Genomic DNA, 15,052 nt, shown 5'->3' with positions numbered 1-15,052 from the left:
TGGCTTTTGTACTGCCCGCTGCCGATTTCAGTGGTGAATGAGATTGTCAGGCTACGTCAGTGAGAAACTGTTGATTGCCGCCAACTTGCTGTATATTTCGCACAACCTCTTAATAATGATTAAAAAATGCTGACCTTTTTTGCGAAATACCTGACCGTTGGCGTGTTTAATACCCTGATACACTGGATGACCTTCTTTATCTGTCTCAGTCAGGGATTATTACAATCCACCGCCAATGTCATTGCCTTTTGTCTGGCGGTAACCTTCTCGTTTTTCGTCAATGCCCGCTGGACCTTTAAGCAACAGGCCACGCCGTTCCGCTATATTCTCTATGTGATTTTTATGGGCGCAATGGCGTTTGGTGTCGGTTATGTTGCGGACAGGAACGGCCTATATCCGCTGATTACGCTGATAGCCTCTTCTGCATTGAGTCTGGCCTGTGGCTTTATCTTTTCCCGCTTTATCGTGTTCAAAGGAAATAAATGAAGATCTCTCTGGTGGTGCCGGTATTCAATGAAGAACAGATGATTCCTCTTTTTTACGATGCCGTCAGGAAATATGCCGACTTTGCAGCGTGGCAGATCGAGATTGTCTTTGTTGATGATGGCAGTACGGATGCGACACGCGCCCTGATCACCCAACTTAGCCAGCAGGATCCGCTGGTCCGTCCCCTCTCTTTTATTCGCAACTTCGGTAAAGAACCGGCGCTTTTCGCCGGGCTGGAAGCCGCCACGGGTGATGCCATCATTCCGATTGATGTTGATTTACAGGACCCGATCACGCTGATCCCGCAAATGATCAGCAAGTGGCAGGCGGGTGCCGATATTGTGTTAGCCAAACGTATCGACAGAAGCGCCGATGGTCACCTGAAGCGCAAGACTGCTCATTGGTTTTACAAATTGCATAACTGCATCAGTCATCCCAAACTGGAAGAAAACGTCGGCGATTTTCGGCTGATGTCCCGGGAAGTGGTAGAGAACATTAAGCTATTGCCCGAAAAGAATTTATTTATGAAGGGCATTCTTAACTGGGTTGGCGGACAGACAGAAATTATTGAATATGTCCGAACGGAACGGGTAGCGGGCAACAGTAAATTCAGCGGCTGGAAGCTATGGAATCTGGCACTGGAAGGGCTGACTTCGTTTTCAACCGTGCCACTGCGTATCTGGACTTACCTCGGTTTTCTGGTCGCCTCGCTGGCCTTTATTTATGGCCTGTGGCTGATTATCGACAAGCTGCTTTTTGGCAACGCGGTACCTGGCTATCCCTCAATCCTGGTTTCTGTATTGTTTCTCGGCGGTGTCCAGCTTATCGGCATTGGCGTACTCGGCGAATATATCGGCCGCATCTATATGGAAACCAAAAACCGTCCGCGCTACATTTTGCGAAAAAACGCTGAGCTGAGAAAAAACCAGGATTAACAGCAGAGTAAAGGTGCCACAGGGCGGGAACCGCCTGCAACCTTATAATAAAAAGGATAGAAAATGATCATCAGCCAACAGGAATTAAGCCGCAGCAAAATATTTTCGCTATTTGTGCTTGTTTTCCTTTTTGCCTACAGTCCGGCTTATTTAACGCATTATGCCTATACCGATGACTGGACTAATCTTTACTGGGCTAACTTTGACCGGCTGAGTATTTTAAACTGGGATACATTATCAGGACGACCGGTGTACGGCATTATTCAGTATGCCGCCTCTTTTATTGTCAATAGCGTCGAAAAACTGGCGCTACTGCGTTCCGTCGCCATTGTTCTGCTTATTTTCACCGGCTATTATTTCTACACTCTGAGCCAGAAATATCAACTGTTTGAGAATCAGGCGCAACGCATTACCTTTTCGCTGTTGCTTTGCCTGCTGCCCTCATTCCAGGTTTATGTCGCCTGGGCCTCCTGCTTTCCCTATATCGCCGCTATTCTGCTGGCGGGTGCGAGCTACACTTTGTCGGTGAAACCGGGCGTGGCAGGACGGCTGCTGGCGATTTGCCTGCTGACGGTTGCCTTCTGTATTTATCAACCTGCCGCCATGACCTTCACCTTTTTTGCCTTACTGGATTTATCTCTTTCGGATCGCAGAATCGATAAAAAACGCGCCCTGATTTCCCTGCTGGTATTGGGCGCAGGCATGTTTGCCGCGTTGATGGCTTCGAAGGTGCTGCCCGTGCAGTTGTATGGGCATACGCTACCGCGTTCTGCATTCAGCTACGATATTCCGGTCAAGCTAAAATGGTTCATTACCGAGTACCTGAAGAATGTTATCTGTCATTTTGATCTGGGGGCGAAAACCGTTTCCGTTATCGTCTCGTTAATCGTCATTGGTTTCGGATTGAAGAAAATCAAAGCGGCCGGCAACGATAAGTTTTACCTGGTCTTTATTTTGCTGCTCATCGCCGCGCTGCCAAACCTGATCGTCAGTGAGAGCATGGCCGCTTACCGCACCCTGATTGCCGGGGCGCTGATCTCATCCAGCCTGTTTATTGTCGGTCTGTTTGAAATCAGCCGTCGGTTAAAATGGAAAAAGCGCTTTTATGCCGTGTTAGTGGTGATTGCCGCTTCACTGGCAATGAGCCATCTGATTAATGGCTATTCCAGACCGGCAGGTAAAGAATTTGCACTGCTTAATCAGGCTATCACCACTCAGGTGCCAAAGGATTTTCACGGCGCACTCTACTATCGTCTGACCGGGGAATATCTGCCGAAAGTGGCCACGTTGCGGAAGTATGATGATTTCGGCGGGCTGGGACTCAGCATGTCATGGACCTTTGCTGGCATGGCGCATTTTGTCAGGCTGCAAAACGGGATGGCATTTACCCTGCCGGCTAATCCGGTCATCACTGATGAATCAGCCTGTCCGGGCAACTGCCGGGTGATCGACGCACAAGAGGTGCTGCGACAGCCACACTGAGGCAAAAAACAAGGCGCCAGGCCTGATGCTCATCAGTTAAGCGACCGGTGATAACGCAGTCTGGTGCCGCTCACCCAGTAAAAAGCTGCCACGTTTGACCGTGACAGCTTTTGCAAATTTAACCTTAACTGACGAGCATTATCCTGGCCGCCTTGTGTTATTCCGTCACCACACCAGCTACGCGCTACGCGGGCTTGTTCCCGCCCTTCTGCAACGCCTCTTTCATCTGACCCAGCAGCTCGCGACGGAAATCGCCCAGCCGCGGCTTATCCTGCTCCAGCCACGGCAGCGGGCGACAGAGTTCCATCGCCTTGATACCCAGTCGCGCGGTCAGCAGACCGGCGCCGATGCCCTGCGCTGCACGCGTGGAGAGTCGGGCGGCGATATCCTGCGACATCCAGTCCATACCCACTTCACGCACCAGTTCCGACGCACCGGCAAACGCCATATTCAGCAACACCAACCGGAACAGACGGATGCGACTGAAGTAACCCAGCTCAATGCCGTAAATCGCGGCGATGCGATTGACCAGCCGCAGATTACGCCACGCGATAAAGGCCATATCAACCAGCGCCAGCGGACTAACGGCGATCATCAGCGTTGCTTCTGCCGCGTGGCGGCTGATTTCACGTCGCGCCTGTCGATCCAGCACCGGCTGCACCAGTTGAGCATATAACCGTACCACTTCACTGTCGTTATGGGTTTCATGCAGCGAGGCCTGCCAGCGCTGTAGTGCCGGATGCGCCTGATCCAGCTCCGCCTGCTGCGCCAGCTTCTCACAAAATGACCGGCCTTTGCCGATACCGTGGCTGTGCAGCAGTTCCCGGCCGATGTCGCGTTCTTCAGCACGCTGGCGGAGCTGGTAAAGACGGCGCCACTCACCAGCCAGCGCGCCGACGCCCGCCAGCACGATCAAGCCGCCCGCCACGCCGCTGCCCAGCGAAAACCAGTCGCGCGCCAGCCAGGCATCATGGGTCCACTGCACACCCTGGGCAATGACGCTGACGCCGAACAGCGCCACGCCGGTCATCACCAGTTTGCGCCACAGGCTGCGTTTCGGTTTCAGCGCCGCTTCTACCGCACGCTCACCGGCGCCTCCTCTTCAACAGCAGCCTCGTCATCCTGCACTGCAAGAAAAGCCGCCTGCGCCTGCGGGTCAAAGGTCTGTGCAGGCCGCAACGGCACCTCTGTCGCTTCGTCCAGTGGACGGGCAAAATCGATACGGGGCTTCAGCGGATCGCTCATCGCAATTTATCTCCTAACAAAAATTCCAGCGCAGCATCCATGCGGATATGCGGCAGCGGTCGATCAACATCCAGCTGCTGTGGGCGGAATTGTTCAAACCGAAAACCCTGCTGCTGCCAGAAGGCGTTGCCCGGCAGCCGCGGCGGAACGTCACCGGGATAAACAGTCAGCGGTTCACTATCACTCAGCCGATTACCGCGCAGCGCGGGGATCTTCTCACCCCGGTGATCCACCAGCCCGCTTTGTGTCGCCTGCACCGAGGCCAGTCCGATGCAATCCATACTGATGCCTTCAAACGCGGCGTTCTGCCACGCATCCTGCACCAGCTGTTGCAACAGTGACACCATATTGCCGTGCTGATCGCTGGTGATATGGTCCGCTTTGGTGGCGGCAAACAGTAATTTATCGATTACCGGTGAAAACAGACGCCGGAACAGGGTGCGCTGACCATAATGAAAACTTTGCATCAGCTGCGTCAGCGCCAGCCGCATATCATTAAACGCCTGCGGCCCACTGTTGAGCGGTTGCAGGCAATCGACCAGCACAATCTGTCGATCAAAGCGCAGAAAATGATTTTTATAGAAGCCTTTCACGACATGCTGACAGTAGAAATTAAAGCGCTGCTGCAGCATGCTGAAGTTACTGCCTTTGTCCGCCTGGGCCAGTTTGCTGAGCTGCGATTCGTCGACGGCCGGCCAGGGGAAAAATTGCAGTGCCGGCGCGCCCGCCATATCGCCGGGCAGGACAAAGCGGCCCGGCTGGATGAAATGCAATCCTTCGGCCTTACAGCGGTGCAGGTAATCGGTCCAGGCCGCGGCGATCTCCGCCAGCCGGTTTTCATCGGCGGGGGCGAACGGGTCGAGTTGCTGGCAGAGCGTGCGCCACGGCTTCGCCCATTCAGCACGATCGCCTGTCAGCAGTCCGTTCATCTGCCGCGACCAGGCCAGATAGTCCTGGGCCAGCATCGGCAAATCGAGCAGCCATTCACCGGGATAATCCACGATTTCAAGATAGAGCGTGGCGGTCTCTTTCAGATGGCGCAACAGAGAATCATTGGGCCGGTAGCGCAGTGCCAGCCGCATTTCGCTGACGCCGCGCGTGGGTGTTGGCCAGGCGGGCGGCGTGCTGTAGAGCTGCGCCAGTCCTTCATCGTAGGTAAAGCGCGCCGTGCCCATATCGCGCTGGGGTACCCGCTTTACCCCGAGCAGGCGCTCATCCCGCACCACGGAAAACAGCGGCAATCGTGCGCCGCTGTGGACCGTTAAAAGTTGATTAACCAGTGAAGTGATGAAGGCCGTTTTGCCACTTCGGCTCAGGCCGGTGACCGCCAGACGCAGATGACGATCCACGCCGCGGTTCATTAACGCGATAAATTCAGTTTGCAGTCTTTTCATCTTTCTCCCTGATGAAGCGCGATGCCGCGCAATTCATGACGCGTTTCAGTAGTGGCTCAAGCGCCAGTGCCAGTAACAGACGTATCGGTCGGCGGGCGACCGATTTCACTGCCCAGCCCGTCACACCAGCAGGACCGTAGGTGACAGCATTGATAATGATGAATTTAGCCGCCGACTTCAACGCGGGTGCCGCGCGGTGGCGAAAAGCAGTGGATCGCGAGAACGTCATCGACACCTCCAGAGGGTCAGCGAAAGGGCCTGCGACAGGCCCGGAATAAGAAAAATTAAAGCTGGCGGAAGCGGCTTCGTACGCTGAAGGTTTCTGACGTCACGTAGCGTTCTACATCGCGCACGCTGCGTTCATCGCGCTGCAGTGCGCTTTCTAACTGGTCGAGCAATTCGCTGGCGCTGGGCTGACGTGGGTTATCAGCGGCATTGGCCGGTTTGACATCCAGTACAAAGCCCAGCACGAAATAGGCGACCACGGTAAACATAAACAGACCGAAAAACAGGGATAGCACCATGATGACGCGCAGTAAGCGCACCGGAATATCGAGATATTCCGCCAGGCCAGCACAGACGCCCATCAGTTTACCTTCGTCAGGCTTACGCCATAACTTGCGGCCTTTCATCATGGTTGCCTCCAGTTAGGATGCTCTGCGTCCAGAATCGCCTCCAGCGCATCAATGCGTTCACGCATCCGCTGCACGTCCTGAGCAACACGCTGCAGGCGCTGGATTTCGCTTTGCGACAGATCCGAACCGCCGTTGCGTCTGTTGCTGTAATGCAGCCATAACCAGATCGGTGCCACGAACAACACGAAGATCGTTAGCGGTATGGCGAGAAAAAGTGCGCTCATTGACTCTCCTTAATCACTTATCGCAACATCGATTGTTATTCGCTACGGTTCATTTTGGCTTTCAGCGCATTCAGTTGCTGACTGATTTCATCATCGGCTTTGAGATCAGTAAACTGCTGATCCAGGGTTTTCGGTTTACCGAACCCGTGGCTTTCCGCTTCAGCTTCCATGTGATCGATGCGACGTTCAAACGACTCAAACCGCGCCATCGCTTCATCAATTTTGCCGCTGTCCAGCTGACGACGAACGTCACGAGAGGAGGATGCCGCCTGATGACGCAGCGTTAACGCCTGCTGACGCGCCCGCGTTTCGCTCAGTTTTTTCTCCAGCTCGCTGATTTCGCCTTTCATGCGCGCTAGCGTCTCTTCTACCTGATCGACTTCCTGTTTCAGTGTGGCGATCAGATCAGTCAGTTTCTGTTTTTCGATCAGCGCTGAGCGGGCTAAATCATCTTTATCTTTACGCAGTGCCAGCTCAGCTTTTTCCTGCCATTCCGCCTGCTGAATCTCCGCCTGCTCAATCCGGCGTGACAGCTGTTTCTTTTCAGCCAGCGAACGCGCTGAGGTTGATCGGACTTCGACTAAGGTGTCTTCCATTTCCTGAATCATCAGGCGGACCAGTTTCTGCGGATCTTCCGCACGCTCCAGCAGCGAATTGATGTTGGCATTAACGATGTCGGCGAAACGAGAAAAAATACCCATAATGATGTTCCTCTTTAATTGTGTCATGGCGTGTTGCGCTACATAGCTAATACAAGATGCGTGCCAATTATATATGTTATTGATTTTTAATTAATTTTAAATTTTACACCTCTTTCGGCTTGTACTAATATAGTCAAAATGATTAAAGGGTGGCGAAATTCATCATGGCAGGAAATAACGATAACCTTCTCGGTGAGTCCAATAATTTTCTTGAGGTACTGGAACAGGTGTCGAAGCTGGCACCACTGGAAAAACCGGTATTAGTGGTTGGTGAGCGCGGTACCGGTAAAGAGCTGATCGCCAGTCGTTTACACTATCTTTCCGATCGCTGGCAGGGACCGTTTATCTCGCTTAACTGCGCGGCGCTGAATGAAAACCTGCTTGATTCTGAACTGTTCGGTCATGAGGCTGGCGCTTTTACCGGTGCTCAGAAGCGTCATCTTGGCCGCTTTGAACGGGCGGACGGCGGGACGCTGTTTCTGGATGAGCTGGCGACGGCACCGATGCTGGTACAGGAAAAACTGCTTAGGGTAATCGAATATGGTCAGCTGGAGCGCGTCGGGGGGAATCACTCTTTGCAGGTGAATGTCCGCCTGGTCTGTGCCACTAACGAAGACCTGCCCGCCCTGGCGGCAGCCGGAAAATTTCGCGCTGATTTGCTGGATCGTCTGGCCTTTGACGTCGTGCAACTGCCGCCGCTGCGTGAGCGGCGCAGCGATATTCTGGTGATGGCGGAACATTTCGCTATTCAGATGTGTCGTGAACTTGGCCTGTTGCTGTTTCCCGGATTTACGTCCCAGGCACAGCAGACGCTGCTGAGTTATCACTGGCCCGGCAACGTACGTGAACTGAAGAATGTGGTTGAACGTTCAGTTTATCGTCATAACAGCAGCGAGCAGCCGCTGGATAATGTGATTATTAATCCGTTCGCTTCACGTCCTGTACCGGTTGATGCCCTGCCGATGAGCCGCCCTGAGCACGATGGCGAACTCCCCTCGCTGCCGCTGGATCTGCGTCAGTGGCAGAATCAGCAGGAGCGAGGTCTGGTAGAAGCCAGCCTCAAACAGGCGCGATACAACCAGCGCCGCGCTGCAGGCCTGTTAGGCGTCACCTACCATCAATTGCGCGCAATGATGAAAAACACGGTATTTCCAACGATAAATTATGAGGTCAACGCGCTAAGCAGCGCAGCACTCACTGTTTTCGGACAGCAATCGTCCGGCCTCTTTCATTTTCGCCCTTAACCTGTCGGCAATAACCTGCCTGGCCGTTGATCAACATCAGGCAAACATTCACCGTTATCGTTTAATCACCGCCAGATAACAGGCTCTGAAATTTTATTTCATGCCAGTCTACTCACTCACCTGAGAGAGTGACCGGCTTATTCTGTATAAATCCACACTAACATCAGGCCTTACGGCTGGGTTATGCTTTCAGGCTGCGGCTGCGCAGTAGCCCGACACGTTTCCTTTCACAGACGATGAGAGAAGAGTTATGGATGACGCGGATTTAGCGCAACAATTTGAACAGGCAATCATTACGGCGGCTCTGGTTAACCGCAAGCCTCATTAACCAGCCCCGACGGGCTCTGTATCTGGTGTGAGGACCAGCCAGTGGTTGCCAGCACCGCTTTCTGCTCAGCAGAATGTGGCGTGGATTATCATAAATACCAGCGCGAGATGCAGCAACGTCATACAGATCGTTAATAATCCCGACAGTGCTGGCAGGTGTTCACTGCCGGAAAAGAATCTTTACCGTGCTGAAGAGTGCGCTGTATTCAGGAAGCAATGCTTGTTCTCTTCACAAATACCCCCTGAGCCCATTCCTGTAAAATAAATTGATAAAAGGACGTTGATAAAATGCATAGTGATAGCCAAAAAGGTTCGCAGGTTTATACGCCGCTCTCATTAAAAGCCTACGACTGGTGGGTACTCAATATATCAAACAGCTATGCCTGGCGGTGCGATACAGAGTCCGTGCTGCTTAAACATTTCCAGCGCTTTTCAGGCGAACATCATATGGATATCGGCGTCGGCACCGGTTATTACCTGACCAGGAGCCAGATAAAACCGCGCAATATCACCCTCGTCGATCTCAATCTCAACAGTCTGAATGCTGCCCGTGCACGCATTGCGTCTCAATTCGAAACCCAGTGTTTACAGCACGATATCTTGCTGCCGCTTCCTGACGAGATGAATAACGCTTATGACTCGGTTTCAATGTTCTATCTGCTTCACTGCATACCTGGAAATATGATGTCGAAAGCGGCGGTGATTACCCATGCCGCGAAGGCGTTGAAAGCTGACGGTACACTCTATGGTGCGACAATTCTGGGCTCAGGCGTCAGGCACAATAAGTCTGGCACCGCGTTAATGAACCTTTATAACAAAAAAGGGATATTTTCAAACTGGCAGGATTCCGCTGAAGCGTTACACAACATTCTGGAGACTCACTTCAGAGAGGTGGAAGTCAAAATTTGCGGTACCGTGGCGCTTTTTTCTGCCACCGGCAAAATTACGTGGTAAATAACAGGGTATTTGCTGCATTCTCAGGAGCACGCTCGCAGGCTGGGCTCGCGGCAATGCCCCTTTCCCTTTGAAATCCTGTCTGCGGCCACGGCTGTAACGCTGGGGCCGCCTCACCTCTACTGATAATCCCAACCAGAGACTGAGATGATATCCCTATTTTCAAAGTATGGTTAATTGACGTTAATATTAACGCTGAAAGTTAAAAGGTCAGAATAAATGATCGTCATCAACAAATCCCCTTTTCAAAACAACACTGTTTAACTGCGGTTGTCGCTGCGTCGTTAATAATGCTTTCCGTGAGTTCGGCCTCATCAATTAAATGTGTAAGCTAAAACCAATCAGAGGCTTTCATCGGCATTCGGTGTCGCCCTGCGACCAGGGCGTCTTTTTTCCACCGTCAGATGAGCGTGCATAAATGTCGGTAATTGACGGGCAGTCTGACTTATGCTGCGTTATTAACGCTAACAGCGATTTGATTTAGCAAAATGAACGTAACAGTGCCAGCAATAAAGGAGATTCAGGATGGAACTGACTGAAGAAGAAAAAGAAGCACTGGCTTTTTTTCTGTCAAAAAACTGGATTGCATTTTTCGAAAGCAGTACGGATTTCATGTCTGTTGTTGCCCTGCACAAATTAGCCGCAAAATTTGAACTCACAGAATAAATAAACCCGTCATGATCACTCGCTGCTCCCCCTTACTTCCCCCCTTCCGGTTGATGAGTTTACGCCTCTGCTCCTGACAGGAAATCCAATAATGCAGGCAATAAAACGCCCTGCTTAATCGCTTTTTTGTTTGCCAGGCGCGCGCGGTGGCAGCTGCGGCGCTCAGTGTCACCCTGCGCCACAAAAAGCGGGCGGCAAAAAAAAGCCCGCCAGAGGGCGGGCAACAATACTGGAAGCAATGTGAGCAATGTCGTGCTCTTCTTCGGTAGAGCCACCGTCGAAGTGCAAGTTAATAATAATCATTCTTATTATCATCTGTAAAGAGCTAATTGAGAATAATTATCATCACCACACACTTCGTGCGTTTTTCTGCCGTTGTTTTGATGAAAAACAGCCTGCGCACCGTCTGAGATTTTGGGACATCGCCGGCTTTGCGATACACTCTGTCCAATGCCTCAAAATCGTTGAGTTCTATGTCAAAACTAATATGTGCGCTGTTGTTTAGCCTCGGCGTGTTGAGCCTGCCTGCGTGGTCAGCCCCCGCCGGCGATATTCGCCAGAGCGGCTTTGTCTATTGCGTCAGCGGCACGCTTAATACCTTCAATCCTCAGATGGTCAGCAGCGGATTAACCGTCGATACCCTGGCGGCCCAGCTTTACGATCGACTGCTGGATGTTGATCCTTACACTTATCGTCTGAAACCTGATCTGGCGGCCAGTTGGGAAGTACGTGACAACGGTGCGACCTATCGGTTTCATCTGCGCAGCGGCGTGCAGTTTCAGCAAACTAACCAGTTCAAACCGACTCGCACGATGAACGCCGATGATGTGGTGTTCAGTTTTGCGCGGATGTTTGATCGTCATCATCCGTGGCATAACGTTAACGGCGGCAGCTACCCCTATTTCGACAGCCTGCAGTTTGCCGATTCGGTGCAGAGCGTGAAGAAAGTGGATAACAAGACGGTAGAGTTCCGGCTGAACAGTCCCGATGCTTCATTCCTCTGGCATATGGCGACTCACTACGCGCCGGTGCTGTCGAAAGAGTATGCTGACCAGCTGATGGCGCAAGGCCGCCAGGAAGAGATGGATCGCCAGCCGGTGGGCACCGGACCTTATCAGCTCAGCGAATACCGTACCGGACAGTACATTCGTCTGGCGCGTAACCCGCACTACTGGAAAGGCGTACCGCGTCTGCAGCAGGCGGTGATCGATTTAGGCGCCGGCGGTACCGGTCGTTTATCTAAGCTGCTGACCGGTGAATGCGACGTTCTGGCTTATCCGGCAGCCAGTCAGCTCAGCATTTTACGTGATGATCCCCGCCTGCGTATGACGCTGCGGCCCGGTATGAATATTGCCTATCTGGCCTTTAATACCCGCAAGCCGCCGCTGGACCGTCCTGAAGTGCGCCACGCGCTGGCACTGGCGATCAATAATGAACGCCTGATGGAGTCGATTTACTACGGTACCGCCGAGACAGCGGCCTCTATTTTACCGCGCGCCTCCTGGGCCTATGACAGTGATGCGCGCGTCACGGAATACGATCCGAAGAAGTCCCGCAAGGAACTGGAAGCGCTGGGCCTGACCGACCTGCATCTGAAACTGGTGGTGCCGTCAGCCTCGCAATCATGGAATCCCAGCCCGCTGAAAACCGCTGAGTTATTGCAGGCCGATCTGGCGCAGGTGGGCGTCCGGCTGACCATCGTACCGGTTGAAGGACGTTTCCAGGAAGCTCAGTTGATGTCGATGAATCACGACCTGACCCTGGCGGGCTGGGCCACCGACAGTAACGATCCCGACAGTTTCTTCCGTCCGCTACTCAGCTGTGCGGCGATTCGTTCCCAGACCAACTACGCACACTGGTGCTCGCCCGGCTTTGATGAAACGTTGCAGAACGCCCTGTTATCACAGCAGCTGGCGGGACGGATCGACAGTTATGACAAAGCGCAGCAGATTCTCGCACAGGAACTGCCGGTGCTGCCGCTGGCGTCGTCGCTGCGTCTGCAGGCGTTTCGTCATGACATTAAAGGTCTGGTGCTGAGTCCGTTTGGTAACGCGTCATTTGCCGGGGTTTATCGTGAAAAGGGTGAGGGAAAGTAAGTGATCATCTATATTCTGCGCCGCCTGCTGCTGCTGTTGATTACGCTGTTTTTGCTGTCGCTGGTCAGCTTCAGTCTCAGCTATTTTACGCCGAATGCACCGCTGGAAGGCGCTGCGCTGTCTGACGCCTGGTGGTTCTGGTTCAAAGGAATGCTGCAGTTTGACTTTGGCGTTTCCAGCACCAATGGTCAGGAGATTGGCCTGCAGCTGCGGGAAGTGTTTCCGGCCACTATGGAGCTCTGCATTCTGGCCTTTCTGTTTGCTCTGCTGGTCGGCATTCCGCTCGGCATCTGCGCCGGTGTGATGCGCAACAAGTGGCCGGATAAAACCATCAGTGCGCTGGCGCTGATCGGCTTTTCAGCGCCCATTTTCTGGCTGGCGCTGCTGTTTACCCTGTTTTTCTCGCTGACGCTCGGCTGGCTGCCGGTATCAGGCCGGCACGATCTGCTCTATCCGGTACAGAATGTGTCAGGCTTTGCGCTGATTGATGCCTGGCTCAGCCGCTCGCCCTGGCGTCACGAGATGATTATCAGCGCCCTGACGCATTTGATTTTGCCGGTGACGGTGCTGGCAATGGCCCCGACCACCGAAGTGATCCGCCTGCTGCGCAACAGCACCAGTGAGGTGATGGACAAAAACTATGTCAAAGCCGCCGCGACCCGTGGCCTGTCGCGCCTGACGGTGATCCGCCGCCATGTGTTGCACAACGCCTTACCGCCGGTCATACCGCGTCTTGGCCTGCAATTTTCGACCATGCTGACACTGGCGATGATCACTGAGATGGTTTTCAACTGGCCTGGCCTGGGACGCTGGTTAATTAATGCTATTCGCCAGCAGGATTACGCCGCGATCTCCGCTGGCGTGATGGTGATTGGTGGACTGGTGATACTGGTTAACGTTATCTCCGATGTCATTGGCGCAGCCATGAACCCGCTGAAACACAAGGAATGGTATGCCCTCCGATAACGTTTATTTTCAAAAGTTGTGCCTGCTTAGCTTACAGATCGGCTTTGACCTCGTTAAGCGAGCTCCGGCGTCACGTAAATCATTCCGCTGCGGTACATCGTCAATGCTGACACTCAGTTGTCCTTTAGTGGCGTAATCATCCAGCTTCACATTCAGCGATTTAACCTGTCCCGAAACCTGAGCCCCAACGTGAACACGCTTGATGACGTCGATTCGTCCGACAGCCAGCAGCGAACTTTATATCGCCTTTCCGCTCGGGGCCGTTACATACGCCAGAGCTGGCGGGCCGCGCAGGAAAAAGAGCAATGGATGATAATAACACCAGTAAGCAGCCACGACGTAAAGGCGATGCCCTGCGTGATGGGGGCTTCGTTACCATTTTGCAGACTTTCTATACCGATATAAAACAGTGACCTCATGTATTCATCATCAACGCCTGTGTATCTTCCGTGAGAGCGTGCAGAATTTTGTATTACGCTCAATGCACAGCGGCATCTCTTCATTGAGCCACCCATCAAAATAAATGACGAGTCGACATGTCGGAATGGAGTAAATCGATGATATTTAAGCTCTTTTCAAAATAGTCTAAAATTCTATAAGTCAGCGTCAGCAAAAAATTTGAGGTAACGACGCGGTTTATCAGAAAGAGGTCGGAAAATGAAATTTACTGTGATTTTTGAAGATACTGGCGTTGAAGAGGAACATGATTTTGACGCCAAACCTTGCGCCGGAGATTTAGTGACGTTAACGCGCGACGGGAAAGGTAAAGATTATATCGTTATCATTGAGCCGGATCCTGACCACACCCATGACGATGGGCCTGATGGACATCCAACAAAGGCCAGGGTCCGGCCAGCGTAGCGTCCACTAATAGTGAACCAGCCGCCCAGCGAGGCGGTTTTTTATTGCCTGCTATCTGGAGGTAAATATGAATTTTCCAGACCAGGTATATGAAGCTGAAGAGCATGAGCAGCAGATGACTGAAATTGCCCTGGCTAACCAAAAGCCCACGATGAATTTTACCGGGGTACGCCGCCTGTGCCACTGCAGGTGAGCGGGAAAAGTGCTGCCGGGAAACTTTATGTCAGCACTGAATGAAGTACTGATTTCACGTCATATAAGCCCATTTTAAATGGCCCACACTGCAGCGGAAAACCTGCAGAGCATATGAATTTAACACATCTGAATGATGAAATTCTCGTAACAAGCGATGGGCTTGCACGGTACAAAATCTGGCACAGCAGGTTATATTGCTAAAGCAAACCGGGCCGTATGCCAGCCAGTTTCAGGCGCCTCTGCAACCGTTATCGCCTCGACTTTTTTCAGCCTGTTCAGGACGACCTGCCGATGCGGATCGTAACCCTCTGTCATCCAGAGCCGAAATTGCTGACGCCGTTCCCTTGCCTGCGACAGGGATATCGACGGATAATCACCTATAGTCAGCTGAACGGGTTTACCCTCCCAGCGATAACGGTAGAAAAATGTCACGCCGCCTGAAATGGAGAGCCTGACATTCATTCCGTGCGAGTCGGAGAGATAACCTCTGTTATGTCGCGGCGCTTACCCAGCGCCTTCCTGAGTCTGATATCTGTCAGCAACGTGTACACAAAATCCATAAATCACAGCTTTACAGCGTCATCTATGACAACACAACATAAAGCATGCCAGCGGGGCAACCACCTGATATGAATGATTTT

Annotated in this window: 14 protein-coding genes and 3 pseudogenes; 9 read left to right on the top strand and 8 right to left on the bottom strand. The window is 52.6% G+C overall.

Annotated features, from left to right (window positions below):
• The first annotated feature begins 126 nt into the window (after positions 1–126).
• The 3 genes from HA41_RS02760 (at position 127) to HA41_RS02750 (ending at position 2,903) form a co-directional block, all read left to right on the top strand.
• Positions 127–486, top strand: coding sequence for a GtrA family protein (locus tag HA41_RS02760; protein WP_094119488.1), 360 nt, complete (start codon positions 127–129; stop codon positions 484–486).
• Positions 483–1,421 carry a glycosyltransferase family 2 protein gene (locus HA41_RS02755; RefSeq protein ID WP_094119487.1) on the top strand — a complete coding sequence of 313 codons (939 nt, stop codon included), beginning with the start codon at positions 483–485 and terminating at the stop codon, positions 1,419–1,421. Before HA41_RS02760 ends, HA41_RS02755 begins: the two co-directional genes overlap by 4 nt.
• Before the next feature lie 63 nt (positions 1,422–1,484).
• Complete coding sequence (locus tag HA41_RS02750; RefSeq protein WP_094119486.1) at positions 1,485–2,903, top strand: hypothetical protein; 1,419 nt, start codon at positions 1,485–1,487, stop codon at positions 2,901–2,903.
• 184 nt (positions 2,904–3,087) lie between these two features.
• Here HA41_RS02750 and HA41_RS02745 read toward each other — a convergent pair.
• The 6 genes and pseudogenes from HA41_RS02745 to pspA form a co-directional block, all read right to left on the bottom strand.
• A pseudogene (locus HA41_RS02745) lies at positions 3,088–4,148 on the bottom strand (YcjF family protein).
• Positions 4,145–5,542 carry a YcjX family GTP-binding protein gene (locus HA41_RS02740; RefSeq protein ID WP_094119485.1) on the bottom strand — a complete coding sequence of 466 codons (1,398 nt, stop codon included), beginning with the start codon at positions 5,540–5,542 and terminating at the stop codon, positions 4,145–4,147. Before HA41_RS02740 ends, HA41_RS02745 begins: the two are co-directional and overlap by 4 nt.
• Positions 5,523–5,771, bottom strand: a complete 249-nt coding sequence (pspD, locus tag HA41_RS02735) for a phage shock protein PspD (protein ID WP_094119484.1) — start codon at positions 5,769–5,771, stop codon at positions 5,523–5,525. Before pspD ends, HA41_RS02740 begins: the two co-directional genes overlap by 20 nt.
• Before the next feature lie 55 nt (positions 5,772–5,826).
• The gene (pspC, locus tag HA41_RS02730; protein WP_094119483.1) at positions 5,827–6,177 is read right to left on the bottom strand and encodes an envelope stress response membrane protein PspC; all 351 of its coding nucleotides are present in this window, start codon (positions 6,175–6,177) and stop codon (positions 5,827–5,829) included.
• Complete coding sequence (gene pspB, locus HA41_RS02725) at positions 6,174–6,401, bottom strand: envelope stress response membrane protein PspB (protein ID WP_094119482.1); 228 nt, start codon at positions 6,399–6,401, stop codon at positions 6,174–6,176. Before pspB ends, pspC begins: the two co-directional genes overlap by 4 nt.
• Before the next feature lie 35 nt (positions 6,402–6,436).
• The gene (gene pspA / locus HA41_RS02720; RefSeq protein WP_094119481.1) at positions 6,437–7,102 is read right to left on the bottom strand and encodes a phage shock protein PspA; all 666 of its coding nucleotides are present in this window, start codon (positions 7,100–7,102) and stop codon (positions 6,437–6,439) included.
• A 164-nt stretch (positions 7,103–7,266) separates the two neighbouring features.
• Between pspA and pspF the strand changes: the two are divergent.
• The 3 genes and pseudogenes from pspF to HA41_RS20950 all read left to right on the top strand — a co-directional run.
• A pseudogene (pspF, locus tag HA41_RS02715) lies at positions 7,267–8,241 on the top strand (phage shock protein operon transcriptional activator); the annotation flags it as partial.
• 720 nt (positions 8,242–8,961) lie between these two features.
• Positions 8,962–9,627: a class I SAM-dependent methyltransferase gene (locus HA41_RS02705; RefSeq protein ID WP_094119480.1), complete on the top strand. Its 666-nt coding sequence runs from the start codon at positions 8,962–8,964 to the stop codon at positions 9,625–9,627.
• A gap of 525 nt (positions 9,628–10,152) precedes the next feature.
• Positions 10,153–10,293, top strand: a complete 141-nt coding sequence (locus HA41_RS20950) for a hypothetical protein (RefSeq protein ID WP_158086612.1) — start codon at positions 10,153–10,155, stop codon at positions 10,291–10,293.
• Positions 10,294–10,461: 168 nt separating this feature from the next.
• On the opposite strand, the gene HA41_RS21515 is transcribed toward HA41_RS20950, so the two are convergent.
• Positions 10,462–10,596 (bottom strand): hypothetical protein, encoded by a 135-nt coding sequence (locus HA41_RS21515; RefSeq protein WP_279627055.1) that lies wholly within the window; start codon positions 10,594–10,596, stop codon positions 10,462–10,464.
• Between the two features lie 170 nt (positions 10,597–10,766).
• Between HA41_RS21515 and sapA the strand changes: the two genes are divergently transcribed.
• From sapA to HA41_RS02690, 3 genes are all read left to right on the top strand, one after another.
• Entirely contained in the window at positions 10,767–12,389 is a 1,623-nt protein-coding gene (gene sapA / locus HA41_RS02700) for an ABC transporter substrate-binding protein SapA (protein ID WP_094119479.1), read from the top strand.
• Positions 12,390–13,355, top strand: a complete 966-nt coding sequence (sapB, locus tag HA41_RS02695) for a putrescine export ABC transporter permease SapB (protein ID WP_094119478.1) — start codon at positions 12,390–12,392, stop codon at positions 13,353–13,355.
• A gap of 657 nt (positions 13,356–14,012) precedes the next feature.
• A complete protein-coding gene (locus HA41_RS02690; RefSeq protein ID WP_094119477.1) occupies positions 14,013–14,216 on the top strand; it encodes a hypothetical protein in 204 nt (67 codons plus the stop codon).
• A 429-nt stretch (positions 14,217–14,645) separates the two neighbouring features.
• Here the strand turns inward: HA41_RS02690 and HA41_RS02685 are convergent.
• Positions 14,646–14,971, bottom strand: a pseudogene (locus HA41_RS02685) (Arm DNA-binding domain-containing protein); the annotation flags it as partial.
• Positions 14,972–15,052: the final 81 nt, after the last annotated feature.

Source organism: Pantoea conspicua, assembly GCF_002095315.1.
GTDB classification, from domain to species: domain Bacteria; phylum Pseudomonadota; class Gammaproteobacteria; order Enterobacterales; family Enterobacteriaceae; genus Pantoea; species Pantoea conspicua.
Note: the sequence above shows the minus strand (reverse complement) of the source record. Positions and strands in the feature narration are given on the sequence as shown.